Raw genomic sequence first — 25563 nt, forward strand, 5'->3', positions numbered from 1 at the left:
GGAGGCGTTTTTTGGCAACGGGGAATGGTGCGGCGCAGGCTTGGCGGTGAGATGTGACAGGGCGAGGCTGGGAGAGAACACACTGAAGCCTCCGGCCTGACTCCCGCCCGAAAGCGAAAGCATCCGGAGGCTTCTTGCATGCCGTGCGGCCATCAGCCCATCTTCCGCCCCCTTACCCCGGTATCGCGTTCACGCGATGCTGGAGCAGATGGCGGTAGCGGTTCTGCACCATTTGCACCTCGGCCTGGATGGCGGGGTAGTGGCGCATCGTGCCCATGCCGGCGTGGCGGCGGTAGATCGTGAGCGGTTCGTTGATGAAGTGAAAGTCGATGCCGGAGAGCAGCGCGCGGATCCACAGGTCATAGTCGTGGGTGTAGGGCAGCGATTCGTCGAACCAGCCGAGCTCGGCGACAAGCGATTTCGTCATCATGACCGTGCAGCCGTTGACGGGGCAGAAGGTCAGGAATGCGGCGGCGAACTGCTTGGCCGTCGGGAAGACGACGGCTCCGTTGTGCTGGACGATCGCGCCGCTCTCGTTCATGACGTGGAAGTTGGTATGGCAAATGTGCGCGCCGGTCTGGTGCATATGCATGACCTGACGCTCGATCTTCGTCGGCGCGAACCGGTCGTCGGAGCTGAGCCAGGCGACGTACTGGCCGGACGCCATCCGGATGCCGTGGTTGAGCGCGCTGGCGGTACCGCCGTTCGCTTTGCCCAGGTAGTGGATGTGGCGCCGGTACGGGTCGAGCAGATGCTGACAGGCGGTCGAGCCGTCGTCGACGACGATCACTTCGGTGTACGGGTATGTCTGGCTCAAGGCGCTCTCGACCGCCTGCGCGATATACGGGTCGTTATGAAAAGGAATGATGATCGATACGGTCGGTCCCATGCGCTTCATTCTCGCCTCGATTCCATGGTGATCTCTCCTACACGATACGGCGCCGTCACCCGGCCGGTCACGACACCTGTCTTCGTACGGGAGCGGTTCCCCGCAGGTTCAGCCGGCTGCCGCTTGTCAGCCCGGAGGCCGGATGCCGAGCGCGACGAGCACATTGTGAAAATCGGAGGCGTACCGCGCGGCGGAGAAGTTCTCCTGTACGTAGTTCTCGCCCTGCAGCCGGATGGCGGTGCGCAAGGCGCTGTCCTCGATGAGCGAGATCGCCTCCTGCACGCCGCTGTTTAAGTCAGGCGGGATCAATTTGCCCGTGATGTTGTGCATGATCGTGTTGCGCACGCCGTCGGAGTCGGTCGAGAGCACCGGACAGCGGCAGGCGGCCGCTTCGGCGACGGCGTACCCGAATCCCTCGACATGCGAGGTCGAGACGAGCAGACCGCCGGAGTCGCCGATGGCCGAGTAGTAATACGGCATATGATCATGCGGGATGTTGGGGAAAAGCCGCAGTCTGTCCTGCAGTCCGAGCGTATGGACGGTTGCTTCGAAGGCGGCCCGCTGCCACGGTTCGCTGATGTTCGGATCTTCGAACATCCACAGTTGCAGGAGCGGATAACGCTGCGCCAGCGCCGCGCCGAGTTCCAGAAAAAGCTGCCAGTTCTTGTTCGGCTCGATGCGTCCGACCCAGGCGAGAATCGGCGCGTTCGTCGGATTAAGCCACGGGGCGGGCCGGTAATGGAAAAGGGTTTTGTCGACGATGTTCTGCAGGAAGAACCGCGGAAAGTCCGGGAACACGCCGTTGATCAGCTCCAGCATGTGCGAGGACGGCTGGGCGAGGACGGCGTTGCCGTACATCCGGACGAAGAAGGAAGCGGCATGCAGGGTGCCGACGGCGGCTTCGCGGCTGCCGTAGCCCTGGGCGTCGTACAGGATCGGGCCGCCGTAGCCAAGGCCGCGCAGCCGCTGCAGCATGAGATGGTCGCAGACGGTGACGATGGCGTCGTAGCGATAGGTGTTCAGAATGTTGACGATGTCGACGTCGTAATTCGTGATGAAGAGCGGAATGTCGCGGATGTTCTGCCGCCCGGCGCCGTCGTGCAGGTAGAGCAGATGCCCTTCGATGCCGATCTGGCGAAGCGCGATGCAGCGCGTCCGGTTCAGCGTCTCGACGCCTCCGCTCGGAACGAAGTAGGTGAAAAGAATTCTCATGGCATGCAGTCAGCCCGCTTTCGCATAGGGTGTTGAACCGTTCGGTTCATCCTATGCGGACAGGAACCGCCCCGCAAGGGACGAGTGTTTAGCGGGCGGGGAATTGGACTGCGTGCATCGAACTGGCGTTGCGCGGCGTTACGTCAATGTCCACTTGAGCAAAAGCCCCGCCTGCGTCAGCCCGCCGCCGAAGCCATGCAGGAGCAGCGTGTCGCCGCGCGTGAGCCGGCCGTCCCGGACCGCGAGATCGAGGGCGAGCGGGATGGTGGCGGCCGACGTGTTGCCGAACCGTTCGGCGCTCGTCAGCGTCCGCTCGTGCGGAATGCCGGTCCGCTCGCAGATGGCGGCGATCATCCGCAGATTCGCGCTGTGCGGCACGAACCAGTCGATCTGCTCCGGTGACATGCCGCAGGTGTCGAGCGTCGTCCGCACCGCCTCCGGGACATGCTCGACGGCCCAGCGGTAAACTTCGGGTCCGTTCTGGATCAGCTTGCCGTTTCGGGTGATCGGCGTACCGCGAAGTTCGGAAGCAAGGGACGACAGGTACACGTGATGGCCGATGCGGCCGTCCGTCGATGCGCCGCCGGCCAGGAATGCCGGAGGTTCGCCATCAGGCTGCGCTTCGACGAGGACGGCGCCCGCGCCGTCGCCGAACAGGATGCAGGTCGTGCGGTCGGTGTAATCCGTCACCTTGGACAACGTGTCGGCGGCGATGACGAGCACTTTGCGGTACAGGCCGGACAGAATCAGGCCGTTCGCCATCTGCAGCCCGGAGACGAATCCGGCGCAGGCGGCTTGCAGATCGACGGCCGCGGCCGTCCGGATGCCCAGTTCGGCCTGCACGAGGGCGGAGACGCTCGGGAAAACGGCGTCGGATGTCGAGGTGGCGGTCAGGATGCAATCGACGTCGTCGATCGGTTTATTCCAGCGGGCGGCGAGATTCCGGACGGCTGCCGCTGCGAGATGGCTTGCATATTCGCTTTCCGCGGCGATGCGCCGTTCGCGGATGCCGGTGCGTCTTGTAATCCATTCGTCGCTCGTATCCACCATTTGCTCCAGATCGGCGTTCGTCAACACCCGTTCGGGCACGCAGGTTCCAATGGCGGTGATGGCGGCGTTAGAACGAATGCGGGAAGCATGGTACATGGCCGGCACTTCCTTTCGTATCTTTTTCAGAAGTTTATGGAAGAGGAACTGTCATCTGATATTAGTATCTGGTACTAATACTAGGCATAATATTTTGGAGTGTCAAGCGAGATCCAATAGCAAAAAAGAAGGAATAATATGGTTCAATTGGATTTTTGGTGTTATGATCTTGGTTGCATCAAGCAGGGGAGGGCAAGCCGCCGGTGCGCATCAATTAGCGGCTTGGAGAGGCGATTGCCGTCCGCCATGACGCCCGGTATCCCGGCTCATTTTTTGGTATAATGGCAGCGAATGGAGCGTGAAGCATGATGCCGTATGCATTGAAGAACAAGGAAACCTCCGAATTGTTCTCCTGCGCGCTGGAGAACATCCACGGGATCCCTTACCATGGCGTGAAGCTCTGGGAAGACCGGGAGGCCGCCGAAGCGGCCGCCCCTTCCTTCCTCGTGGAGAGGGGCGTTGACGACCCGTGGCGGTGGGAAGTCGTGGGCCTGGACGAGCACCAGGCGAAGCTCTGCAACGTGAAGCTGAACAACAATCCGAACCGGCGCGTTTTTCTGACGGAGGAAGGAAGGATCGACGCGCAATAGGATTCGGCTGATGCTGTCGCCACGCATCGGTTGAGCGGTACTGCAACCAATGCCTAGTCCAACATTAATCGCATCTCATATTCGCTCCACCATTCGCCGTTCGAAGCTTGGCATACCTTATCGTTTCTGGCCCAGATCCGAAATCCGAGCTTCTCATAGCATTTGATGGCGGGCAGGTTGAAGTCGAAGACCCGAAGGATCAGCTGCCGCAATTGAAACTCCCGGACGGCCTTGTCGATCAAATTCCGAAGCGCCGCGGTACCCACGCCTTTGTGCCGCAAATGTTCCTGAATCCAAAAACGTCCCACGACGGCTGTTCCCGCTGTCCGGTCGATGCGGCCGAGCTGAATCATGCCTGCCGCTTCGCCGGTCGATTCATCCATGATCTTGTAGACGAATGTTCTTGATCGCTCATGGTTTATCCCTTCACTGTAGTGATCCAATAATTGCTCGACGGTCAGGGGATAGGTAAACGTCGGTCCGGCCCATTGAAGCAGCGTGTCCGGTTTCTCCCGGCCGAACCATTCGACAACCATGCTGAACTCGTCTTCGGACAGACATTCCAATCGGACCATAGGCTCTACCTCCGGCAAGATTACTTATGAACTCGGCCAGGCTGTCGCCGGCGCCGAAACAAATGCGCCAGCGGTTTCACGTCCCGCGGTTCAGCCAATCTCATGCCCATGTTCATTCTTCTTCCGAGCGGCTCTTGCTCCTTGATAATCTTCCGGCGGGACGCGTCCTTCGTACCCCTGCAGCTTCCCGGTGCCGCTCTCCAGAAATTCCCTCAAGATGCCCATCATCACATCCGGCTGTTCCTGGTACAGATTGTGTCCCGCCTCGGGCAGGTACACCAATTTGCTGTTGGGAAAAACACGCCGGTAATCTTCCGCGGATTCCCATGACAAATAATCGCAGCCGCCTTTCGCGATCAGTACGGGCAAGGTGAAGTGCTTTTCCGATAGCAGCGGCCTGGGATCGTAATGGTTGCCTGCTGCCAGGGATTGCGGCGTCTGGTTGGCGTAGAAACCGAGACCGCTCAGCCCGGAGTGCCCCTGGTCCCCGGAACAATACAGGGCTGGCGCCGTTGCGGCGTATACCGCTTCGAAACGCCGGTCCATTTCGTCGTCGGAAGCAAACGATTGGGCGGCGTCCGGGTGAAACTGCAGCAAACCGTAGACAAACAGCGCTCTCGGATGCAGAAGATGGCGGTACAGCTTCCATTTCTGCGACGAATCGAGGCGTTGGGTCAAGGTCGCATCGCTGTGGTCTTGGGGATCCATGGCGCCCGGCGACAGGAACGCGGCCCGGTCGACATGCTCCCCGTAATCTCGCGATCACTTCCGAACCGTAGGAATGTCCGATCAGAATCATCTTGTCGGCCCCGATCTGTTTGCGTATTTCCTCCAGGTCTCGCGCATCCCGTTCCACGCCGTACCCCGCCGGATTCTCCAGCCGCGTCGAAAACCCGGAGCCCAGCTGCGAATAGACATAGACGTCGTACCCGTCCTGCGCAAGCTGACCGAAATAGCGGGAATCTCCCGGCAAGTCCGGTATGCCCGGCCCTCCGTGAAGGAAGATGACGGGTGTTGATTTTCTCCCGGCGGCTGATGCTTCAGCCTCAATGTGAATGTAGGAAAGGACAGAACCCGTCGGCAGCGACCAATATTGAAGGGTGTCCGGCGCGGCCTGCCGGTCGCGGCCGCCGGGGATGAGCATGGCAGCGGACAACAGCCCGAATACGGCGAGTCCGGCAATCCATTTGATCGTGCGAAGCCTGCCTGTTCGGGACGACCGCATGAAGCGGAGAACACCGGCATAGAGCAGCAGATAGATCGCGATAAGCGCGAGAAAGAAGAAATACTCGAAATGCTTGCGCGGAGCCGCCCATATTGCCGCGCCGACCGCGATGACATAAGACAAGAGCGCATACCCCGTATAGGCGAGTGCCGCCAGAACATCCTTCAGCGTTTTCACTGAGTGCAATCCTCGCAATCGTGCGGTGTTATGGGTGCAGCAATCTCTTCTGGAATAAACTGCATCCATATTACCACAATCGGGGAACGCATTTCCTCCTGTTGCCGCACACCTTTACGAGTGAGCGAGTTTCCGCGCCCTGGCGATGCGCAGCGACATCAGGGCGGCGAAGAGGCAGACAAACCCTGCAACGACGAACGGGACGCTGTAAGTGCCGAACCAATCCCGCGCGGCGCCGGCCGCATAAGCCGCCGCTGCGGCGCCGACTTGATGCGCGACGACGACCCAGCCGAAAATCATGTTCCCCCGTTCCTTTCCGAATTCCTGGATCGACAGTTTCACCGTGGGAGGCACCGTGGCCAGCCAATCGAGGCCGTAAAATACCGAGAACACCATCATCGTTGCCGGACCGGCGCTGAGCGCATGGGGCAGGAAGATGAGCGACAGCCCTCTCAGGCCGTAGTACCAGAACAACAGCTTGCGGCTGTCGAACCGGTCGGACAGCCAACCGGACAATGTGGTGCCGATAAGGTCGAAAATCCCCATGAACGCGAGCAGGCCTGCCGCCACCACTTCCGTGATGCCGAAATCGCCGCATGCCGGGATCAGATGCGTGCTGATCAAACCGTTGGTGGAAACGCCGCAGAAGAAGAACGTGCCTGATAGCAGCCAAAAGGTGGAGTTCCGCGAAGCGTCTTTCAGCACCAGCAGCGGGGTAAGGAAAATCCGGCCCTTGAACTCTTCAGGTCTGGACACTTGATCCGAACCGTAGGGCGCCGCGCCGATATCGTACGGGTGATTCCGCATCCCGACCGCCACGATGATCAGGACAAGCAGAACGGCTGCCGCGGCGGCATAGATGGCATAGCGCCAACCCGCTTCCGAGATGATCTTCGCCAGCAGGGGAAGAAAGATCAGTTGTCCGCTCGCCGCGCTGGCGGTCAGGATGCCGACGACGAGCCCCCTGCGCTCGGTGAACCAATTGCCCGCGACCGTGACGCCGAGCACGTTCGCCATCATTCCGGTCGCCAGACCGGACAGAAGTCCCCACAACAACTGGAATTGCCACAGCGTCTGCATGAGCGGCGTCAGAACAAGGCTGGCTGCGAGCAGGGACAATGAAATGACGGTGACGCGCCGGATGCCGTATTTCTGCAGCAGGGAAGCGGCGAACGGTCCCATCATGCCGTACAGAAAAATCCCGACAGACATTACACTGGAAATCGCGCTACGGCTCCAATCGAATTCATCCGCGAGAGGCAGCATCAGGATGCCCGGCATGGAGCGAACTCCGGCAGATACCACCAGCGTTGCAAAAGTTATCGCCACCACAACCCATCCGTAATGCCACTTGAGCTTTCCGGCTGCATGCACAGCAGGTTCCTCCCATTCATTAGTTGTACATACAAAATAAAAAGCAACGATCGCGCCTAATTCTGTTCCAGACGTTTGCTTGTCTTCAGGACGGCTTCCGTGATGGCCGCCGTGGTTTCTTTGCCCAGAATGGCATCGAGGCGGGCGTGAAGATTGTGCGATGCACGGAGGAGGGCTTCTTCCATCGCGATCGCCTTTTCTGTCGGAAACACCTGCACGGTCTTCCCGGACACCCGGCGCTTCACCAATTTCTTCGCTTCCAGCTTGTCAACGAAGCGGGTCAGTGTGGAGGAAGCGATGGACAGCTTCTCGGCCAATTCTTTCTGTGAGATGCCGGGCTTCCCGATCGCCAGCCGGATCAAATAGCCGTACATCGGGGTAAGCCCCGTCTCCGCGAATTCTTCTTCCGCGATTTTCGTAATGATCCGGCCCAAGCGGTTCGCCGTGAAGAATAAGCAATGTTCCAGGAAGCGATCGTCTGCCATGGGAATCACCGTTTTTATTTTGTATGTGCAACTAATATATGCGGAGAAAGCTTGATTGTCAACCTTTTTTTTACAGTGGCCGTTCGTGCCCGGCGAATGTTTCGGCGTTAGGTTCCAGCCGCCTGAAGGCGGCTGGAACCGAACCGTCAGGGAGGCATGAACCGCCGGCGTGCGACTTTGCTCCGTTCCTGAAGGAGTAGCGTTTGTACCGGCACGCCGCGGGAACGATATAGCAAGACCGCAAAACAGGAGGCAGCGGCCGACCGTCGCCGGATCGGCGCTGCCCCTTCTTACATTAGTAGAGCCGGATCAGCTGCCACTTCTGGGCGCCGGTGCCGTTGTCCGTCCAGATCTGGACGTTCGTGCCGTCAGCCGTGCCGGCCGAGGCGACATCGAGCGCCTTGCCGCTGTTCGGGTTGATCAATTTGTACGTGCCGTCCGGGTTCTTGATGATGTTCCACTTCTGGGCGGCGTGTCCCGTGTCTGTCGCCACCTGCACGTTCGTGCCGTCCGCGGTTCCGGCTCCCGCAACGTCAAGAGCGAGCGCGCTGTTGGTGTTGATCAATTTGTATGTGCCGTCCGCGTTGCGATAGATCGTCCAGCGCTGCGCGCCGGTGCCGTTGTCCGTCCAGATTTGCACGTTCGTGCCGGGCGTGGTGCCGGCTCCCGCGACATCAAGCGCCTTGCCGCTGTTCACGTTGATCAGCTTGTAAGTGCCGCCGGAGACAATGTCGTCCGAGGGATTCGAGCCGCCGACATCCTGATAGACGCGGACGTAATCGACGTACATCTTCGCCGGGAACGGCGTCGACGCGTCTGGCGATCCCGGCCAGTTGCCGCCCACCGCCATGTTCAGCAGGAGGAAATGCGGCTTGTGGAACTCCTCCGTCGAGTTGATGTTGTTCTGGATGTTGGCTTCCCAGAACTGGACGCCGTCCACGAACCATTTGATGTAGCTCGGCGTCCACTCGATGGAGTAAACGTGATACTGCGTCACGTCGAACGCAAAGCTGGAGCCGCCGTAGGAGGCGTGTCCGCCCGCATCCCAGTGCATGTAACCGTGCGTCACGTCTTCGTTATTGACGTGCTCCATGATGTCGATCTCGCCGCTTCTCGGCCAGCCGACCGTCGCAATGTCTTCGCCCAATGTCCAGAACGCCGGCCACAGCCCCTGCCCTTTCGGCAGTTTGATCCGAGCTTCGATCCGGCCGTATTTGAAGTTGACTTTGCCCTGTGTCTTGAGCCGCGCCGAGGTATAGTTCATGCCGCCGTACGATTCCCGGCGGGCTTCGATGACCAGGTTGCCGTTCTCGATCCGTGCGTTCTCCGGCCGGCTGGTATAGTATTGCAACTCGTTGTTGCCCCAGCCGTTGCTGCCGGTGCCGATCTCGAAGGTCCAGTAATTGGTGTTGATCGAAGGTCCGTTGAATTCGTCGCTCCAGACGAGCTGGTAGGCCGCTTCCGCTTTCGGGACGGGAAGCAGCATCGCCATGAGCGCCGTCATCAAGAGCAGCACAAGCCATTTTTCCCGCTGCCTTGCGAGAATCATCCTCAATGACCTCCTTTTTGATCAGGAATGTGGATCCGTGGAGTTTCGACCTTTGCATGCCTCCTTCAACGCCGTTGCTTGAGAAAAAGCCAACCCGACACGACAACTTTGCTACCGGACCGGAACCGACATCACCTCCTTCGCCATATTCGAAGACAGTATCAACCGGAGGATAATACAGAAAAAAACGGAAAATTCTGTCTTCTACTTTAATTTTGGAAACTACCAACCTTAAAATAAAGGCGCAAAATTATGGATCGATGGACAAGATTATGGATTTTCGCAAGTCGGCGAGACCCATGGAAGCCCCGATCGTCCGCAAAGCCGCGGCGGAAGACGAACCGTTCCTGCGGGAAATGCTGTATCACTCCCTGTTCGTTCCGGAAGGCGAAAAACCGTTCAGCCGCACGATTCTGCAGGATCCGGTCGTCTCGAAATATATAGAGGGATGGGGGCGAACCGGGGATATCGGCTATATCGCGCTGATCCGTGATGTGCCGGTCGGTTCGGCGACGGCAAGATTTTTCAGCAGGAAGAATCCGGGGTACGGCTTCATTGACGAGTCGATTCCCGAACTTGGGATGGCCGTCTTGCCGGAGTATCGCGGGCGGGGAATCGGAACCTTGCTGCTGAGGACGTTGATGCAATCGCTAAGCGATCGGGGGATCGGCGCCGTATCGCTCAGTGTGGACGTCCGAAATCCTGCCGAAAGACTCTATGAGCGGTTCGGTTTTTATGAAGTCGGCACAACGGGCCGCTCCATGACGATGCGGGCCGATCTGACAGACGAGGGTGCAAATCATGAATAATCTGCGGAAATAGCGGCCACAATGGAATAATGAGGCATTGACGTGCGGCCCCCACTGGCTGCGGCTGGCGCTGCTGGAACGCCAAACCAGGAAATGTTGTCAATTTTGTTACAAAAAAAATTTCGATTTGACACTTCTTTTGACTTAGTTTAAATAAATAAATAGACTAAAAAACTACTCTCAAGAAACAGGAGGAGAGAGACCTATGCCATTGGTTGGTAGCAAAGTGCTGCCGTTCAAGGCGCAAGCCTATCAGAACGGCAAGTTTCTCGAAGTGACGGATGCGGATTTTCAAGGCAAATGGAGCGTTGTCTGCTTCTATCCGGCGGACTTCACGTTCGTATGCCCGACTGAGCTGGAGGACCTGCAAAACCATTACGCCGAGCTGAAGAAGCTGGGCGTGGAAGTTTATTCCGTCTCCACGGATACGCATTTCGTGCACAAAGCATGGCATGACACCTCGGAAGCCATTGGCAAGGTCGAATACATCATGATCGGCGACCCGTCCCATGAAATCTCCCGCAACTTCCAGGTGCTGGACGAAACGACGGGTCTGGCGCAGCGCGGCACGTTCATCATCGACCCGGACGGCGTCATTCAGGCTGTCGAGATCAACGCCGACGGCATCGGCCGCGACGCCAGCACGCTGGTCCGCAAGATCAAGGCGGCGCAATATGTCCGGAACCATCCGGGCGAAGTCTGCCCGGCGAAGTGGGAAGAAGGCGGCCAGACGTTGAAGCCGAGCCTCGACCTGGTAGGCAAAATCTGAGGAGACGCCATAGATCATGAAACTGGACGCAGACATTCGAGCACAACTGCAGCAGTATCTTCAGCTTCTTGAAGGCGACGTTGTGATCAAGGTCAGCGCCGGTTCGGATAGCGTATCGAGAGACATGCTGGACTTGCTGGACGAGCTGACCGGCATGTCTTCTCGTATTACGGTCGAACGGGCGGAGCTGGCCCGCACGCCGAGCTTCAGCGTCAATCGTCCGGGCGAGGATACCGGCATCGTATTCGCCGGCGTTCCGCTCGGCCATGAATTCACTTCGCTCGTCCTGGCGCTCCTGCAAGTGAGCGGGCGCCCGCCGAAAGTTGACGATGAAGTGATCGAACGGATCAAGTCCATCAAGGGCGAGTACCGTTTCGAGACGTATGTCAGCCTGTCCTGCCACAACTGTCCGGACGTCGTGCAGGCGCTCAACGTCATGAGCGTGCTGAATCCCGGCATCTCCCACACGATGATCGACGGCGCCGCTTATAAGGAAGAAGTCGAGCGCAAGGAAGTCATGGCCGTGCCGACCGTCTACCTGAACGGCGAGTTCTTCGAAAGCGGCCGGATGACGCTCGACGATATTCTGAACAAGCTCGGCGTATCCGCCGACGCGGCGGCCTTCGCGAACAAGGAGCCGTTCGACGTCCTGGTCATCGGGGGCGGTCCGGCGGGTTCGAGCGCCGCGATCTACGCCGCGCGCAAAGGGATCCGCACCGGCATCGTCGCCGACCGTTTCGGCGGCCAGGTGAACGACACGCTGGGCATCGAAAATCTGATCAGCGTGAAGCACACGGAGGGCCCGCAGCTCGCCGTAGCGCTTGAAGAGCATGTGAAGGAATACCCGGTTGACATCATGAAGTCGGTTCGGGCGGAGAAGCTCGAGAAGAAAGACCTCATCGAGGTCACCCTGAACAACGGCGCCGTGCTGAAGAGCAAGACGGTCATCATCGCGACGGGCGCGCGCTGGCGCAACCTGAACGTGCCGGGCGAAGAAGAGTTCAAGAACAAGGGCGTGGCGTATTGCCCGCACTGCGACGGTCCGCTGTTCGCCGGCAAGCAGGTGGCGGTCGTCGGCGGCGGCAACTCCGGCGTCGAGGCGGCCATCGATCTGGCGGGCATTGCGGCGCATGTGACGCTGTTCGAGTTCATGCCCGAACTGAAGGCGGACCAGGTGCTGCAGGACCGGCTGTACAGCCTGCCGAACGTGACGGTGCACAAGAACGCGCAGGTCAAGGAAATCACCGGCAGCAGCAAGATGGAAGGCATAACGTACATCGACCGCGCCACCGGCGAAGAGCATCACCTCGCGATGGACGGGGTGTTCGTCCAAATCGGACTCGTGCCGAACACCGAGTGGCTGGAAGGCGTGCTCGAGCGCACGCGGATGGGCGAGATCGTCGTCGACAGCCGCGGCGCGACGGCCATCCCCGGCGTATTCGCCGCGGGCGATTGCACCAACAGCGCTTATAAGCAAATCATCATTTCCATGGGATCGGGCGCGACCGCGGCGCTCAGCGCCTTCGACTACCTGATCCGCAACTGACCGCTCCGGCAGCTCGCCAACCCGAAGGTCCGGCATTCCGAATGCCGGGCCCTTTTGTTTACGAACGCCCGCATACATCGAATAATCCTTCGTATGCACGATGATGCCGTTTTTGACGTTGAAGAGGTTCTTGAGGAAGAAGACGCCCTCGACGCAGGAGAGGATGTCCCCGATGTCGACCGGGCGGTTGTACATGCCCAGCGTGAGGGCCAGCTCTTCTTCGTTCATGCAGACGATGTCCACTTCGGGGTATAGCGTTTCGATGCACAGTTTCCGGATATCGAGGCTGTGGTAATGGGCATCCTCGAAAAATATGACGCCGGCCGGGTTGTTTTTCTTGTACGCCCTGACGTGCCGTTTGACCGCGTCGAGCCGTTCCCGCAGCACCCGTTCGTCCTTGATGCAATTGAAGCTGGACAGCACGTTGCTGCTGATGGATTTGGCGTGCCTTACAATGTAGTCAAAATAAGGTTGCGAGAAGGGCACGAATTCGTTGACGGTGACCTTGGTAACGATCAACCGGTTGGACGCCGGGATTTCGACGGTCTGGTCGCGGGAACGGATGATGTCCCCTTTTTTGAACTGGCAGGCGGTTCAACACGTCGATCCTGAAGTCGCACAAAATGTCCAGGTTGCTTGTATAGCCCATCGCGGGGTAAATGCCGGCCGATTTGCGCGATTCGATCGTTTGCTCCATTTTTTCGCCACCGCAAGGGGACGAAGCCTACTACACCGTGTTTCATGAGATCGTTCTTCATCCCGGCGATCAGTACACGATTCCGCCCAACGTCAAACATTGGTTTCAGGCAGGCTGGTTTCGCTCCACAATATAGACAGTATAGGCTATCCGGGAAAAGCAGACTTTCTTTTCGGATATCGGCCTGCTCACCCGAAGGTCCGGCATTCCGCATGCCGGGCCTTCATCCATGTTCATGACAGTTTTTGGCTATTCCTTGATCAACCGGATCAGGTATGATAGAGATGCGCATGAACGGAACCGTATAGGGACAAGGGGAGAGATGATGAGATTGTCGCTGCTGCCGAGACTCGACAATATCCGCCTGCGCAACAAGATGCTGATCGTGTACATTTTCTGCGTGCTGCTGCCGATCGTGCTGACCAACGTCGTCTTCTACCAGGTGACGACGAACAATGTGAAGAACCAGCGCATGCGGGACATCTCGCGTGCCCTCGAACAGGTGCGGAACGAGTTCCGGGGGGAAATCGACGTCGCGGTCCGGGTGTCCGACGTGTTCATCACGGACTACCTGCTGAACGAGATTCTGGAGACGGAGTATGAGAGTCCGCTGGACTACATCGCCGCGTACGATTCGTATTTCCGCAAGATTTTGAACAGCTACACGCCGCTCTACACGTCCATGCAGAACATCAAGATCTATCTTGACAATCCGACGCTGCTCCATTCCGGGGGAGTCGGCAACCTCACGTATCAGGTCCGGAATTCCGACTGGTACCGGGCGCTGGAGAAAGTGAAAGGCTCAACGCCCGTCCTGATCCGGACGGCGCGCGAGAACCGGATCCAACCTGCAGCGAACGTCCGCGACACCTTCGTCATCGTGCGCCGGATGAACAATCTGGCCTATTTCGGAACGAGCAAGTGGGAGAAAATTTTGAAGATCGAACTGCGCCCCCAGGCGATCGAACAGGTATTCTCCAACCTCAACCTGAACGGCCACATCTACCTGCTCAACGAGTCGGGCCAGGTGGAGTATGCGACAGATCCGTATGTCAACTGGCAGACGGAGACGATTTTCTTCCACGAACTTGACCTTCCGGATGATGCGATCGAATTCGCGACCGCTTACAACGGGGTTGAATATCTGGACAGCTGGAAGCTCGTCGGCGTGATCCAGGAGGAGGAAGTGTTCCGCGAGGTGCAGAGGCCGCGGGAATTCATCGTCTGGCTGGCGCTGATCAACCTGCTCGTCTCGACGGCGATCATCTTCTGGGTCTCCCGGTCGATGAACGTCCGGCTGATCAACATTCTTCGCCACATGAAGAAGGTGAAGAACCAGCAGTTCGTGCCCATCGAGCACCGGGAAACGCTGGATGAGATCGGTCAGCTGCAGAACGAATTCAACCGCATGACGATGCAGATCAAGAGTCTGATTCACGACGTGTACATCGCCGACATACGCAGGAAAGGTCTGGAGATCGAGCATCGCAAGGCCCAGTTCAATGCGCTGCAGAGCCAGATCAATCCGCATTTCCTGTTCAATTCGCTGGAAACGATCCGGATGCGCAGCCTGATCAAGAACGAGACGGAGACAGCCCAGATCATCCACAAAATGGCCAAGCTGCTGCGTTCATCCCTGACATGGAACAAGGACCGGATCAAGGTCGAAGAGGAACTCGAGTTCATCCACTGCTTCCTCGAGATCCAGAAATACCGCTTCGGCGACCGGCTCACCTACCGGCTGGACGTCGACCCGGAAGCCCGGAGCGTGATCATCCCGAAAATGGTGTTCCTTCCGTTCGTCGAGAACGCGAGCATCCACGGCATCGAACCGATGAAGCACGGCGGCGAGATCGATATCACCATCCGGCGCAGCTCCCACGATCTGGAGTTCTCGATTCGGGACAACGGCGCCGGCATGAATCCGGAGCAGGTGGAGCGCTTTTACGGCTATCTGGAGAACGAGGCGGAGGAACTGGGCGAACGGATCGGCGTGCAGAACGTGATCTACCGGCTCAGGATGCTGTATGGCGACAGGATCCGGCTGTTCATCGACAGCGCACCGGGCCAGGGGACGTGTATCCGGATCACCCTGCCCGCGCAGGATGAGGCGGACGGGTCCGCGGCCCTCCTACCGCGGACATAAACAGACATTAAATTTTTTAAGCATGACCTTTAGTTTGGTGGGTAAACAAAGCGCGGGACGGGGCATTATACTGAAAGTGCTTACAATCCATCCTGAATTGAAAGGGGTTCAGAAAAAAGTGTCGAAAAAGAGATGGCTTGCTTCGACGTTGTCCCTCATCATGGTGCTGGCCCTCGTCCTGACGGCCTGCTCGGGCAAGAAGGAAGCGGGCAACTCGAACTCGGGAGCTTCGGGTTCCTCGCCAACCTCGAATTCCTCCGATTCCGGAGGCGACAGCGGCGGCGCGGCGCAGGACAAGGTCACCTTCACAATGTTCGTCGCCGTCCAGGGTGAGAAAGACGTCAACACCAACGAGACGGTCATCGGCAAGAAGCTTGAAGAACAGACCGGCGTCAACTTCAAGATCGAGCATCTCGTCGGCGACCTGCAGACGAAGATCGGCACGATGATCGCGTCCAACGATTATCCGGACGTGCTCGTTCCGGACGACGGAATCGAGAACGTCATTGAAGCGGGCGGCTTCATCGACCTGACCCCGTATATCGACAACGACAAGTATCCGAACATCAAGAAGGTGTACGGTCCTTACAAGAACCTGATGAAATGGGATGACGGCAAGATCTACATCTTCCCGTTCTCCACGGTGGTCGGGGAATTCGTTCCGGACCCGAATATCGGCCAAGGCGCGTTCTGGGTTCAACGGCGCGTGCTGGAATGGGCCGGTTATCCGAAGATCAAGACGGTGGACGAATATTTCAAGGTCCTTGAAGACTTTATCAACGCGCATCCGGACGAAGACCTGATCGGTTTCGTTACGCTGACGGACGACTGGCGCTTCTTCGCCACCACGAACGTGCCGAACCATCTGGCCGGCTACCCGAATGACGGCGAGGTCATGGTGGACATGCAGACCCATGAGGCCAAGATCTACGCCGGCACCGAGTGGGAGTACCGGTGGTTCAAGAAGCTGAACGAAATCAACGCCAAGGGCATGTTCGACAAGCAGTCCTTCGTGGACAACTACGACCAATACATCGCGAAGCTGACGTCGCACAAGGTGCTGGGCTTCTTCGACTACGGCTGGCAGGTCGGCACCGCGAACAATGCACTGCGCGACGCCGCGCTTGCGGACCCGTCGCTGGACGGTTACCGGTACTTCCCGCTGCCGGTCGTGTTCGATGAAAACATCAAGGACCAATACCTCGACCCGCCGGGATACGTCGCCAACCGCGGCTTCGGCATCACGTCGAGCGCGAAGGATCCGGAACGGATCATCGCCTTCATCGACACGTTGCTTTCGGAAGAGAACCAGATTCTCGTCAAGTGGGGCATCGAAGGCGAGACGTATCTGCGCGACGAGAACGGCCGCATGTACCGGACCAAGGAAATGGTCGACAAGATGACGCAGAAGTTCAACGAAGACTACGGATTTACCGTATTCGACTGGGATTGGCCGCACTACGGCACGAACTCGACGCTGTCGGACGGCAACGCCGCATCGCCGGGGCTGCAGCCGGAAGTGTTCCAGATGACGCTCACCGACGCGGACAAGAAGATTCTGTCGGCCTACGGCGTGCAGACTTACGCCGAAATGTTCGCCGATCCGGACGAGCGTCCGTGGTACCCGGCATGGGGCTTCGCGAAAGACGAACCGCGGCAGCTGTTCGAACAGCAGAAATCCGACCTTCAGCGGAACCACATCCCGAAACTCGTGCTTTCGAAACCCGAGGAATTCGACAAGGCCTGGGATGAGTACACGAAAGCCCTGGGCAAACTCGACGTCCAGGGATACGAACAGTGGTTTACGCAGAAAGTCAAGGAAGTTGTCGCCAACGCGCAAAAATAATCAGGCTTGCCTGACAAATCGAGCAAAGGCCGGCTTAACTGCAAAAACGCCGCTAAGTCCGGCCTTTCTCTCGTTATTTTCAAGTATCGCGATCCCCGACCGGCGGACCGGTGTGTAAGGAGAGAAAGACGATGGACAACAACAATGTGCTCACGGGCGTGTCCGTGGCCGCAGAGAAAAAACCGAGGGGATTGAAACGATTTTTCAAGCTGCTCTATCAGCAACGCGCGCTCGTCCTGATGTCCGTGCCTTTCGTCATCTGGCTGTTCATCTTCCGATACTTGCCGATCTGGGGATGGACGATCGGGTTTCAGAACTTCAAGCCGGCCAAAAGTTTCTGGGAGCAGGAGTGGGTCGGTTTCTATCATTTCGAGTTCCTGTTCGGCGATGAGCGTTTTCTTCGTGTGTTGCGCAATACGCTTGTCATGAGCACGATCAATCTGGTGCTCGGTTTTGTTACGGCGATCACCCTCGCCCTGTTGCTTAATGAAGTGCGCCACCTCGTGTTCAAAAGAGTGGTGCAGACCGTCAGCTATCTGCCGCACTTCCTGTCCTGGGTCGTCGCGGCGGGCATCATTCGTGTCACCCTTGCGCCGGACGGCATCATCAATGAACTCTTGATGCGCCTCCATCTGATCGATGAAGAACTGCTGTTCCTCGGGATCGGCGAATGGTTCTGGGGCATTTACGGCGCCAGCATCGTCTGGAAAGACGTCGGATGGAACACGATCGTCTACCTTGCCGCGATCACGATGATCGATCCGACGCTCTACGAAGCCGCCGAGATCGACGGCGCGGGGAGATTCCGGAAGATCTGGCATATCACGCTGCCCGGCATCCGGCCGGTCATCACCGTACTCCTCATCATGAACATCGGATATTTGCTGGAGTCCGGATTCGAACCGCAATACCTGCTCGGCAACGGCATGAACATGGACTATTCGGAAAACCTTGACATATTCGTGCTGAAATACGGCATCAACCAGTTCAACTACTCGCTCTCTGTGGCGGCCAGCATCTTCAAGACGGTGGTCAGCTTCATCCTGCTGTTCGCCGCCAACAACCTGGCGAAACGCATGGGCGAGACGAGACTGTACTGAGGGGAGGCGTCACACATGGCCGAAATGACAATCGAGAAACCGAGACGGCGGCGTGTCCGGATGTCCCTCGGCGACCGCATCTTCGACGCGGTGAACTACACGCTGCTCTGCCTGCTGATGGTCGTGACGCTCTATCCGTTCCTGAACACGCTGGCCGTGTCGTTCAACGACGCGACCGACTCGCTCCGCGGCGGCATCTACCTCTGGCCGCGAAAATGGACGCTGGAAAACTACAAGTTCGTGTTCGAGGAAGCGACGATCTTTCAGGCCACGCTGACTTCCGTGCTGCGCACCGTGATCGGCACCGTGCTGACCGTGTTCTGCTCCGCCATGGTGGCCTACACGATCAGCCGGCCGGAATACGTGCTGCGCAAGTTCGTCACCATCGCGTTCATTCTGACGATGTACATCAACGGCGGGCTCATTCCGACGTACCTGCTCATCCGCGATCTCGGGCTGATCGGCAGCTTCTGGGTGTACATCTGGCCGGGGCTGATCGGCGTGTTCAACCTGATCATCATCCGCTCGTTCATCGAGAACCTGCCGGACAACATCCTGGAATCGGCGAAGATCGACGGCGCCGGCGAGTTCCGCACCTTCTTCTCCATCGTGCTGCCGCTGTGCACGCCGGTGCTGGCGACCGTGGCGCTGTTCACGGGCGTCTGGCAATGGAACTCCTGGTTCGACGTGTTTCTGTACAACTCGTCGTATGAGCATTTGAGCACGCTACAGTATGAATTGCAGAAGATTCTGCAGTTCTCGAACGCCAGCACCCGTTCCGTCGACTTCACCGCCGCCGGGGCGCAGCAGGGCCTCAGCCAGGTGACCCCGTATGCAATCCGCGCGACGATGACAATCGTGGCGTCCGTTCCGATCATCATGGTTTATCCGTTCCTGCAGAAATATTTCGTGAAAGGCATGATGGTGGGCGGTGTGAAGGAATGACGGGCCGCGGGCAATTTTGGGCTTTTGCTCGTTCGGGTTTTAATGTATAATTAATAGAAGATATTGGGCCGGCCTCTTGGGTTCTGAGCGATCTGAGGGCCGGTTCTCGTTTTCAGAAAATGATGCAGGGGTGCCGGATGAAGCGTGTCATTCTGATCGGGGCGTTGCTGCTCGTCGCGGCGGCAGCGGTTGGTCTCGCGTATTGGTTTTATCCCAGAACGGTCGATTTTGAGGCCCAGGGGATGAAGTATCGGCTGGGCACAGAGGCAGCGGTGGAGGAGAGGCCGCTCAAGGTAAGCATTCAGGGAAAAATCTACCGCAATTTCAAAGGCGAACGGACGTTCAAAGGCACCATCGGGCTGGAAGGCGAGGACATCCCGGTACCCGAGGATCAGCGGACGGTGGAGCTCAAAAGATACCGCAGCTTTAATGCCTATGCGTTAACTTACCCGTTTATCGAAAACGGAAAGCCGCGCATCTATTCACAGGGAACGCTTTTTGTCAATGATGACTTCAGCAAGATCGCCATTGCGTTGATTGAACATGAAGCAGACCAGGGACATTGGGGTGCCGATGACGGACTGATGATTGCGGCGCCCGCGTTGAATCGGGAAGAAGCCGTCGTGCTGTCCAATGAGGTGATGCGGGAATATCTGGACGGCCATGTACTGAAGTGATCCGGACTTTCGCCGGCCATTTGTCGATCCCGGACAGCTTGCGCGCGAGGCCGAAGGGCGGATCAGCCTGACGGTCATTCTGAGCGGTGAAGCCGTCATCGGGTACTGCAACCTGTACCAGGTCGAACCCGGTTCGCACGGCTGGTTGGGCAACGTCATCATCCATCCCGATTACCGGGGGCAGGGTGCCGGCCGGTTTCTGGTCGAGACGATGCTCTCCATCGCCGGGCGGGAACACAAGCTGCGCGAACTCAGGCTCGTCTGCCACAACACGAACACGCCGGCGCTCCGGCTCTATTGGCGCACGGGGTTTGTGCCGTATGATCTGGAGAAGACGGTGGACGGCAGCGGACGGAAACTGATGCGAATCTTGATGAGGAGAGCGCTGAGCGATGCTTGATCGATTGCGCGGCATCCGATGGATGGCCGAAAGCGAAATGACCGTAAGATTGGCAGAAGCCGGGGATTCGGACATCGTTCCGCTGGCTCCGGGGCTGGAAGCCGAAGTCGCCCTGATCCGGCTGGAAAACGCCGAATGCGTCCTGAAGATCTGGAATCGCCATTCGAAGCCGGATATCGGGTTCCAATACCGGCTGCTCCGGTCCCTGCGCGACCGGGGGATGCCGGTCTCAAGGCCGCTGGGCTGGGGAGTGGACGCGTCCGGCAACCAGGTGCTGCTGACATCCTTCGACGGCACGGCCATTCGTGAGGCGGATGCGGACAAGCTGCGCCGCATCGCCGGTCTTCTGCTCGATATCCATCGCTGCCGCCTTGACGAATTGGAGCTGCCGCGATTTGAATTTGTCTCTTATTTCTTCCCGGACATCGATGCGCACCCCGATCTCAAGTCCGAGCTGGCGCGGCTGGTCGAGACGGCGCGCCCGCGGCAGGACGCCGTCATTCACGGCGATTACAATTTCAACAACATCCTCGAGGCGGAGGACGGCAGGCTGACGATCATCGACTGGACGAACGGCCAGCTGGGCGATGCGCGGTACGATATCGCCTGGTCCGTCTTCCTCGCCGATCTGTACACGGATGATGAGCCGGCCGCCATTTACCGGTCGGCGTTTCTGTCCGGCGGAGGATACCGGGCGGAGGAGCTGGAGCCGTTCGAAGCGATCGCCCTGCTCCGGTGGATGCTGCTGGACCGGCTGGTCGGCATGCCGCGCACGGAGAAGACGGACGGACGGCTCAGGCGCATCTTGGAAACCAATCGATACATCAACCATATGGCATGGCGCTGAACCGGAGGGTCCGCATGGGAACGGTTCACGGAGAAAGGATGCAGGCATGGAACTTCCGCAACAACTGAGATTGGCCATCGAGCGGCATATTCAAGGAATGAATCATGCGAAACTGAAACGGGATCTGCAGTCGCTGAGCGAGCGCTATCGGACCGCCGGCGGCAGGGGGCGGAGGCTGCTTACCGAAGATGCCGAAGCGGCCTCATACGCGATCGCGCGCATGCCGGCGACATACGGCGCCGTCGCGGCGGCGCTGAAGTATGCGCTGGAACGGACGCCGGAGCGGCCGGAGACGCTGCTGGACTGCGGCGCGGGGACGGGGGCCGCTTCCTGGGCGGCCGACGCGCTGCTGGATCTGCGCGGTGTCACCTGCCTGGAGCGGGAGCCGGCCATGATCCGGCTCGGGCGCAGCCTGGCGGCCGACGCATCGCCCGCATTGCGGAACGCGGACTGGGTCCGCCGCGACTTCGCGAAGGACGACATTCCGGAGCGGGCGGAGCTCGTCATCGCCTCTTACGTCCTGAACGAGCTTCACGATGCGGAGCGGGAGGCCGCGGTCCGAAAGCTGTGGAACGCGGCGGAGCGCATGCTGCTGATCGTGGAGCCGGGGACGCCGGCCGCCTACCGCGGGCTGATGGCGGTGCGCGGGCAATTGCTCCGGCTCGGCGCCCATATCGCCGCGCCGTGTCCGCATGCCGGGGAGTGTCCGATGGAAGCGGACGACTGGTGCCACTTCCGCTGCCGCATCCCGCGGAGCCGGCTGCACAAGCGGCTGAAGGACGGCTCGGCGCCCTATGAGGACGAGAAGTTTTCGTATCTGGCCGTGACCCGCGAGCCCTGCGCAAGGGCGGAGGCGCGGATCATCCGCCGCCCGCGGATCGACAAGGGGCGGATCGGCCTCGAGCTGTGCACGCCGGACGGCCTGCGCAGCGTGGACGTGCACAAGAAAGACGGAGAGCTCTTCAAGCGGGCGCGTAAAGCCGAATGCGGCGATGCGTTCAGCGCGCCGGGTGCCGGCGGGACCAGAAGCTGATCCTGTGCATTGCAGGACCGGGCGGAAGGAAGGGAAGCCAATGGGTTACATTATGGAATTGCGCCGTTTCGTCGGCAGCCGCCCGCTCATCATGGCGGGAGCCGCCGTCATGGTGCGGGACGGCGAAGGCCGGCTGCTGCTTCAGCGGCGGGCGGACACGGGCGATTGGGGCACGATAGGCGGCGCCATGGAGCCGGGCGAGTCGTTCGAGGAGACGGCGGCGCGGGAGCTGTACGAAGAAGCCGGGCTTCGCGCGGCATCGTTCAAATTCGTGGCGCTGCTCTCCGGGAGGGACATGTACTACCGCTATCCGAACGGCGACGAAGTATACAACGCGCTTGCGGTGTTCGAGGCCGAAGGCGTGACCGGCGAGCCGGTCGTGAATGACCACGAAGGGCTGGAACTGGCCTGGTTTCACCCGAACCGCCCGATTCCGGAACTCCATCCGATGGCCGAACGAATCTTGCGCAAGGCGGGTTATGTAACAGAACGTTCATAGATTCGCGATCCGGTTGTGATATTTGTCACACAGACGCTCCCCTGCGGCATCTACAATGGGATCAGTTCCGAGAAACAATGATAGGGGAGTGCGGAGAATGAAAAAATGGTTGAAAATGTTGGGTCTGGCCGTGGGCGTGTCCATGATTATTTCGGCCTGCGGCGGCAATTCGGATAACGCAGGCAGCAACAGCGGCTCCGGCAACAGCGGTTCCGGGCAGTCCGCTTCGACGGGCGAGACGAAATCGTTCGAGATCAAAGCGAAGAACTGGGCGTTCGAACCGACGGAGATCCGCGTGAACAAGGGCGACACCGTCGAGATCAAGCTGGTCAACGAAGAAGGCATGCACGAAGTCGAGATCAAAGGTTACGGCAAGAAGATCAAGGACAGCGAGACGATCACGTTCACGGCCGACAAAGCGGGCGAGTTCGAGTTCATCTGCTCCCTCTTCTGCGGCACGGGCCATGACGACATGATCGGCAAGCTGATCGTCGAATAACGGCTATTATTCAAGGCATCATCTTTTCAAGAGGCGGATGCATTCCGACGGAATGCGTCCGCTTTTGTTGTTATCCGAATATTATGACGATTTGTAACAAAACCGACGAAAATGGCCGACGCTATTGTGATTTATCTCACAATGACCGGGAATACGGGCCATTACACTTACGGTAAAAAACGAGGAAAGGGTGAACCGTATGTCCCGGGACCGAAGCGATAAAGAGAAGGACACGCTGAAAGGCACGTTTACGTCCGTCATGCTGCTCGGCGGCTTCATAGCCCTGTCGTGGCTGGGGGTTTTCATTCTTTTCATCAACAGGTAGGGGGTAGCATCATGCATATTCATCGTCTGGAGAAAATCTGGCTGGCCATCGGCGTCGCGATGCTGTTCGTCTTCCTGGGCGTGATCGGCGTCGGCGCGTTCGCGATGGGGATGCAGCCGCCGACCGGCCACCATACGATCGATCCGGAGAAAGTCAGCGAGACATACCCGTTCAACAATCCCGGCCTTGAACAGGTCGGCGAGAACGAGTACAACGCCTACATGATCGCTTACGCGTTCGGCTTCAAGCCGGCGAAGATGGAAGTGCCGCTCGGGGCGAAGGTGCATTTTCAGGTGACCAGCCCGGATGTCGTGCACGGTTTCCAGATTACGGGCACGACGGTCAACCTGATGGCCGTGCCGGGTGAGGTCAACCACTACACGTACACGTTCGACAAGCCGGGCGAGTACCTGGTGCTGTGCAACGAATACTGCGGCGCGGGCCATGAATTCATGGCGACGACCATCATCGTGAAATGAGACCGACAATACCGAAACGGAGAGGATGATCGAGCGTGACTGCTACTGTGATGCAAGCGTCCGCCGCCGACAATAAACGGCCGTTCGACGGCAAAGATGCGAAGCTGGTGCTGGCGCACCTTCTGGTGGCCTTCACGGCGCTTCTGCTCGGCGGCGTCGCGGGCGTGCTGCAAGGGCTCGTCCGCGGCGGCATGATCGAGCTGCCGTCGGAGATCGGCTACTATCAAATTCTTACCGCGCACGGCGTCCTGATGGCGCTGATCTTCACGACCTTCTTCATCATCGGATTCCTGTATGCCGGCGTCAGCAAGACGATGGGCGGCAAGCTGCTCGGCGTCGTGAGCCGGATGGGCTGGGCCGGCTACGTCCTGATGACGGTCGGCACGATCCTCGGCACGATCATGATTCTGGCGAACGAAGCGACGGTGCTTTACACGTTCTACGCGCCGCTGAAAGCCAATCCGTTCTTCTACATCGCCCTGGTGTTCGTCGTCGTGGGCAGCTGGATCAGCGGGTACGGCATTTTCACGCAGTATCGGTACTGGCGCAGGACGCACAAGGGCAGCGTCAGCCCGCTGTTCGGCTTCATGGCCGTCGCCACGATGCTGGTCTGGCAGATCGCCACGATCGGCGTCGCGATCACGGTGCTGTTCCAGTTCATTCCGTGGTCGTTCGGCTGGGTAGAGAAGATCAACATCATGATCAGCCGGACGCTGTTCTGGTACTTCGGCCATCCGCTCGTCTACTTCTGGCTGATGCCGGCGTACATGTGCTGGTATATCTGCATACCGAAGATTATCGGGGGCAAAATATTCAGCGATTCGATGGCGCGGCTGTCGTTCGTCCTGTTCATTCTGTTCTCCATCCCGGTCGGGTTCCACCATCAATTGATGGAACCGGGCATCGCACCGGTCTGGAAGTACATTCAAGTCGTCCTGACGTTCATGGTCGTCATTCCGTCTCTCATGACCGCGTTCGCAATGTTTGCAACGTTCGAGCAGACCGGTCGGGCCAAGGGAGCGCGCGGGCTGTTCGGCTGGCTGAAAACTTTGCCGTGGGGTGACGTCCGTTTCTTCGCGCCGTTCATGGGCATGCTCGTGTTCATTCCGGCCGGCGCTGGCGGCATCATCAACGCGAGCAACCAGATGAACGCGATGGTGCACAATACGCTGTGGGTCACGGGGCACTTCCACCTCACGGTCGCCACGACGGTCGCCCTGACGTTCTTCGGCGTCGCCTACTGGCTCATTCCGCACGTGCTGGGCAAACAGCTCACGCCGCGGATGAACCGGCTCGGCATCATCCAGACGATCATCTGGCTGATCGGGATGTTCTTCATGTCGGGGTCCATGCATACGGTCGGCCTGTTCGGCTCGCCGCGCCGCACGGCGTACACGACGTACGGCGACCATCCGGACGCGGTCTTCTGGATGCCGTATCACGTGGCGATGGCGATCGGCGGCACGATCCTGTTCATCGGCGTCATCCTGATGTTCTGCAACATGATCGCCTTGATGCGCGCGCCGAAAGGCGACGAGAAAACCGCGGCCGAGTTCCCGATCGGCGAGACGGCTGACGCAGCCGAACCGACGCCGAAGTGGATCGAGCGCTGGGGCGTATGGGTGGGCGTACTCGTTGTGTTGATCCTGTTCGCGTACACGGTTCCGTTCGGCGATATGCTCGTGAATCCGGCGCCCGGATCGAAGCCCTGGGTGACGTGGTAA

The 25563-nt window shown here is 59.0% G+C and carries 23 protein-coding genes and 3 pseudogenes; 17 read left to right on the forward strand and 9 right to left on the reverse strand.

Annotated elements, in window-relative coordinates:
* Positions 1 to 172: 172 nt before the first annotated feature.
* From KJQ12_RS14200 to KJQ12_RS14210, 3 genes are all read right to left on the reverse strand, one after another.
* Positions 173 to 889 carry a glycosyltransferase family 2 protein gene (locus KJQ12_RS14200; RefSeq protein ID WP_342344864.1) on the reverse strand — a complete coding sequence of 239 codons (717 nt, stop codon included), beginning with the start codon at positions 887 to 889 and terminating at the stop codon, positions 173 to 175.
* A 126-nt stretch (positions 890 to 1015) separates the two neighbouring features.
* Positions 1016 to 2101, reverse strand: a complete 1086-nt coding sequence (locus KJQ12_RS14205) for a glycosyltransferase family 4 protein (protein WP_015254094.1) — start codon at positions 2099 to 2101, stop codon at positions 1016 to 1018.
* 138 nt (positions 2102 to 2239) lie between these two features.
* The gene (locus KJQ12_RS14210) at positions 2240 to 3247 is read right to left on the reverse strand and encodes a ketoacyl-ACP synthase III (RefSeq protein WP_213485288.1); all 1008 of its coding nucleotides are present in this window, start codon (positions 3245 to 3247) and stop codon (positions 2240 to 2242) included.
* A 305-nt stretch (positions 3248 to 3552) separates the two neighbouring features.
* On the opposite strand from KJQ12_RS14210, the gene KJQ12_RS14215 reads away from it, so the two are divergent.
* On the forward strand, positions 3553 to 3837 hold the full coding sequence (locus tag KJQ12_RS14215) for a hypothetical protein (protein ID WP_213485289.1): 285 nt from the start codon (positions 3553 to 3555) through the stop codon (positions 3835 to 3837).
* 53 nt (positions 3838 to 3890) lie between these two features.
* Here KJQ12_RS14215 and KJQ12_RS14220 read toward each other — a convergent pair whose 3' ends face one another.
* From KJQ12_RS14220 to KJQ12_RS14240, 5 genes are all read right to left on the reverse strand, one after another.
* Entirely contained in the window at positions 3891 to 4412 is a 522-nt protein-coding gene (locus KJQ12_RS14220) for a GNAT family N-acetyltransferase (RefSeq protein ID WP_213485291.1), read from the reverse strand.
* A 112-nt stretch (positions 4413 to 4524) separates the two neighbouring features.
* A complete protein-coding gene (locus tag KJQ12_RS19915; protein WP_425315979.1) occupies positions 4525 to 5883 on the reverse strand; it encodes an alpha/beta hydrolase in 1359 nt (452 codons plus the stop codon).
* A gap of 45 nt (positions 5884 to 5928) precedes the next feature.
* Positions 5929 to 7188 carry an MFS transporter gene (locus KJQ12_RS14230; protein WP_213485294.1) on the reverse strand — a complete coding sequence of 420 codons (1260 nt, stop codon included), beginning with the start codon at positions 7186 to 7188 and terminating at the stop codon, positions 5929 to 5931.
* Between the two features lie 56 nt (positions 7189 to 7244).
* A complete protein-coding gene (locus tag KJQ12_RS14235; protein ID WP_015254099.1) occupies positions 7245 to 7673 on the reverse strand; it encodes a MarR family winged helix-turn-helix transcriptional regulator in 429 nt (142 codons plus the stop codon).
* A 295-nt stretch (positions 7674 to 7968) separates the two neighbouring features.
* Complete coding sequence (locus KJQ12_RS14240) at positions 7969 to 9222, reverse strand: RICIN domain-containing protein (RefSeq protein WP_213485296.1); 1254 nt, start codon at positions 9220 to 9222, stop codon at positions 7969 to 7971.
* 272 nt (positions 9223 to 9494) lie between these two features.
* On the opposite strand from KJQ12_RS14240, the gene KJQ12_RS14245 reads away from it, so the two are divergent.
* The 3 genes from KJQ12_RS14245 (at position 9495) to ahpF (ending at position 12346) form a co-directional block, all read left to right on the forward strand.
* Positions 9495 to 10031: a GNAT family N-acetyltransferase gene (locus KJQ12_RS14245; RefSeq protein ID WP_213485297.1), complete on the forward strand. Its 537-nt coding sequence runs from the start codon at positions 9495 to 9497 to the stop codon at positions 10029 to 10031.
* 205 nt (positions 10032 to 10236) lie between these two features.
* Positions 10237 to 10800 (forward strand): alkyl hydroperoxide reductase subunit C, encoded by a 564-nt coding sequence (gene ahpC, locus KJQ12_RS14250; protein ID WP_015254102.1) that lies wholly within the window; start codon positions 10237 to 10239, stop codon positions 10798 to 10800.
* 16 nt (positions 10801 to 10816) lie between these two features.
* Positions 10817 to 12346, forward strand: coding sequence for an alkyl hydroperoxide reductase subunit F (ahpF, locus tag KJQ12_RS14255; RefSeq protein WP_015254103.1), 1530 nt, complete (start codon positions 10817 to 10819; stop codon positions 12344 to 12346).
* Between the two features lie 132 nt (positions 12347 to 12478).
* Here ahpF and KJQ12_RS19920 read toward each other — a convergent pair.
* A pseudogene (locus tag KJQ12_RS19920) lies at positions 12479 to 12913 on the reverse strand (ADP-dependent glucokinase/phosphofructokinase); the annotation flags it as partial.
* Positions 12914 to 13050: 137 nt separating this feature from the next.
* Between KJQ12_RS19920 and KJQ12_RS19650 the strand changes: the two are divergent.
* The 13 genes and pseudogenes from KJQ12_RS19650 to KJQ12_RS14320 all read left to right on the forward strand — a co-directional run.
* Positions 13051 to 13158, forward strand: a pseudogene (locus KJQ12_RS19650) (D-lyxose/D-mannose family sugar isomerase); the annotation flags it as partial.
* 210 nt (positions 13159 to 13368) lie between these two features.
* Positions 13369 to 15189, forward strand: a complete 1821-nt coding sequence (locus KJQ12_RS14265; RefSeq protein WP_213485299.1) for a sensor histidine kinase — start codon at positions 13369 to 13371, stop codon at positions 15187 to 15189.
* Between the two features lie 118 nt (positions 15190 to 15307).
* Positions 15308 to 17035, forward strand: a complete 1728-nt coding sequence (locus KJQ12_RS14270) for a type 2 periplasmic-binding domain-containing protein (RefSeq protein ID WP_213485301.1) — start codon at positions 15308 to 15310, stop codon at positions 17033 to 17035.
* A gap of 131 nt (positions 17036 to 17166) precedes the next feature.
* Positions 17167 to 18135 (forward strand): ABC transporter permease, encoded by a 969-nt coding sequence (locus KJQ12_RS14275; RefSeq protein WP_213485303.1) that lies wholly within the window; start codon positions 17167 to 17169, stop codon positions 18133 to 18135.
* A gap of 15 nt (positions 18136 to 18150) precedes the next feature.
* Positions 18151 to 19080 carry a carbohydrate ABC transporter permease gene (locus KJQ12_RS14280; RefSeq protein ID WP_015254115.1) on the forward strand — a complete coding sequence of 310 codons (930 nt, stop codon included), beginning with the start codon at positions 18151 to 18153 and terminating at the stop codon, positions 19078 to 19080.
* A gap of 137 nt (positions 19081 to 19217) precedes the next feature.
* Entirely contained in the window at positions 19218 to 19757 is a 540-nt protein-coding gene (locus tag KJQ12_RS14285; RefSeq protein ID WP_213485305.1) for a hypothetical protein, read from the forward strand.
* 28 nt (positions 19758 to 19785) lie between these two features.
* Positions 19786 to 20157 (forward strand): annotated as a pseudogene (locus KJQ12_RS14290) (GNAT family N-acetyltransferase); the annotation flags it as partial.
* The gene (locus KJQ12_RS14295) at positions 20150 to 21004 is read left to right on the forward strand and encodes an aminoglycoside phosphotransferase family protein (protein WP_213485307.1); all 855 of its coding nucleotides are present in this window, start codon (positions 20150 to 20152) and stop codon (positions 21002 to 21004) included. The pseudogene KJQ12_RS14290 and the gene KJQ12_RS14295, both read left to right, overlap by 8 nt.
* 46 nt (positions 21005 to 21050) lie before the next feature.
* A complete protein-coding gene (locus KJQ12_RS14300) occupies positions 21051 to 22037 on the forward strand; it encodes a small ribosomal subunit Rsm22 family protein (protein ID WP_213485308.1) in 987 nt (328 codons plus the stop codon).
* 40 nt (positions 22038 to 22077) lie between these two features.
* Entirely contained in the window at positions 22078 to 22536 is a 459-nt protein-coding gene (locus KJQ12_RS14305; protein ID WP_213485310.1) for an NUDIX hydrolase, read from the forward strand.
* A gap of 97 nt (positions 22537 to 22633) precedes the next feature.
* A complete protein-coding gene (locus KJQ12_RS14310) occupies positions 22634 to 23035 on the forward strand; it encodes a cupredoxin domain-containing protein (protein WP_213485312.1) in 402 nt (133 codons plus the stop codon).
* A 336-nt stretch (positions 23036 to 23371) separates the two neighbouring features.
* Positions 23372 to 23839 carry a cytochrome c oxidase subunit II gene (locus tag KJQ12_RS14315; RefSeq protein WP_213485314.1) on the forward strand — a complete coding sequence of 156 codons (468 nt, stop codon included), beginning with the start codon at positions 23372 to 23374 and terminating at the stop codon, positions 23837 to 23839.
* Positions 23840 to 23889: 50 nt separating this feature from the next.
* Positions 23890 to 25563, forward strand: coding sequence for a b(o/a)3-type cytochrome-c oxidase subunit 1 (locus KJQ12_RS14320; RefSeq protein ID WP_213485351.1), 1674 nt, complete (start codon positions 23890 to 23892; stop codon positions 25561 to 25563).

It is taken from the genome of Thermobacillus xylanilyticus (genome assembly GCF_907165215.1).
GTDB classification, from domain to species: domain Bacteria; phylum Bacillota; class Bacilli; order Paenibacillales; family Paenibacillaceae; genus Thermobacillus; species Thermobacillus xylanilyticus.

Excerpts from the sequence above, each read along its gene's own strand:
- KJQ12_RS14310 (WP_213485312.1), top strand. The coding sequence starts at position 22,634 with ATGAAAAAATGGTTGAAAATGTTGGGTCTGGCCGTGGGCGTGTCCATG.
- ahpC (WP_015254102.1), top strand. The coding sequence starts at position 10,237 with ATGCCATTGGTTGGTAGCAAAGTGCTGCCGTTCAAGGCGCAAGCCTAT.
- KJQ12_RS14210 (WP_213485288.1), bottom strand. The coding sequence starts at position 3,247 with ATGTACCATGCTTCCCGCATTCGTTCTAACGCCGCCATCACCGCCATT.
- KJQ12_RS14295 (WP_213485307.1), top strand. The coding sequence starts at position 20,150 with ATGCTTGATCGATTGCGCGGCATCCGATGGATGGCCGAAAGCGAAATG.
- KJQ12_RS14235 (WP_015254099.1), bottom strand. The coding sequence starts at position 7,673 with ATGGCAGACGATCGCTTCCTGGAACATTGCTTATTCTTCACGGCGAAC.
- KJQ12_RS14275 (WP_213485303.1), top strand. The coding sequence starts at position 17,167 with ATGGACAACAACAATGTGCTCACGGGCGTGTCCGTGGCCGCAGAGAAA.
- KJQ12_RS14215 (WP_213485289.1), top strand. The coding sequence starts at position 3,553 with ATGATGCCGTATGCATTGAAGAACAAGGAAACCTCCGAATTGTTCTCC.
- KJQ12_RS14240 (WP_213485296.1), bottom strand. The coding sequence starts at position 9,222 with ATGATTCTCGCAAGGCAGCGGGAAAAATGGCTTGTGCTGCTCTTGATG.
- KJQ12_RS14220 (WP_213485291.1), bottom strand. The coding sequence starts at position 4,412 with ATGGTCCGATTGGAATGTCTGTCCGAAGACGAGTTCAGCATGGTTGTC.
- ahpF (WP_015254103.1), top strand. The coding sequence starts at position 10,817 with ATGAAACTGGACGCAGACATTCGAGCACAACTGCAGCAGTATCTTCAG.
- KJQ12_RS14305 (WP_213485310.1), top strand. The coding sequence starts at position 22,078 with ATGGGTTACATTATGGAATTGCGCCGTTTCGTCGGCAGCCGCCCGCTC.
- KJQ12_RS19915 (WP_425315979.1), bottom strand. The coding sequence starts at position 5,883 with ATGGATGCAGTTTATTCCAGAAGAGATTGCTGCACCCATAACACCGCA.
- KJQ12_RS14200 (WP_342344864.1), bottom strand. The coding sequence starts at position 889 with ATGGGACCGACCGTATCGATCATCATTCCTTTTCATAACGACCCGTAT.
- KJQ12_RS14315 (WP_213485314.1), top strand. The coding sequence starts at position 23,372 with ATGCATATTCATCGTCTGGAGAAAATCTGGCTGGCCATCGGCGTCGCG.
- KJQ12_RS14285 (WP_213485305.1), top strand. The coding sequence starts at position 19,218 with ATGAAGCGTGTCATTCTGATCGGGGCGTTGCTGCTCGTCGCGGCGGCA.
- KJQ12_RS14245 (WP_213485297.1), top strand. The coding sequence starts at position 9,495 with ATGGATTTTCGCAAGTCGGCGAGACCCATGGAAGCCCCGATCGTCCGC.
- KJQ12_RS14280 (WP_015254115.1), top strand. The coding sequence starts at position 18,151 with ATGGCCGAAATGACAATCGAGAAACCGAGACGGCGGCGTGTCCGGATG.
- KJQ12_RS14320 (WP_213485351.1), top strand. The coding sequence starts at position 23,890 with ATGCAAGCGTCCGCCGCCGACAATAAACGGCCGTTCGACGGCAAAGAT.
- KJQ12_RS14300 (WP_213485308.1), top strand. The coding sequence starts at position 21,051 with ATGGAACTTCCGCAACAACTGAGATTGGCCATCGAGCGGCATATTCAA.
- KJQ12_RS14265 (WP_213485299.1), top strand. The coding sequence starts at position 13,369 with ATGAGATTGTCGCTGCTGCCGAGACTCGACAATATCCGCCTGCGCAAC.
- KJQ12_RS14205 (WP_015254094.1), bottom strand. The coding sequence starts at position 2,101 with ATGAGAATTCTTTTCACCTACTTCGTTCCGAGCGGAGGCGTCGAGACG.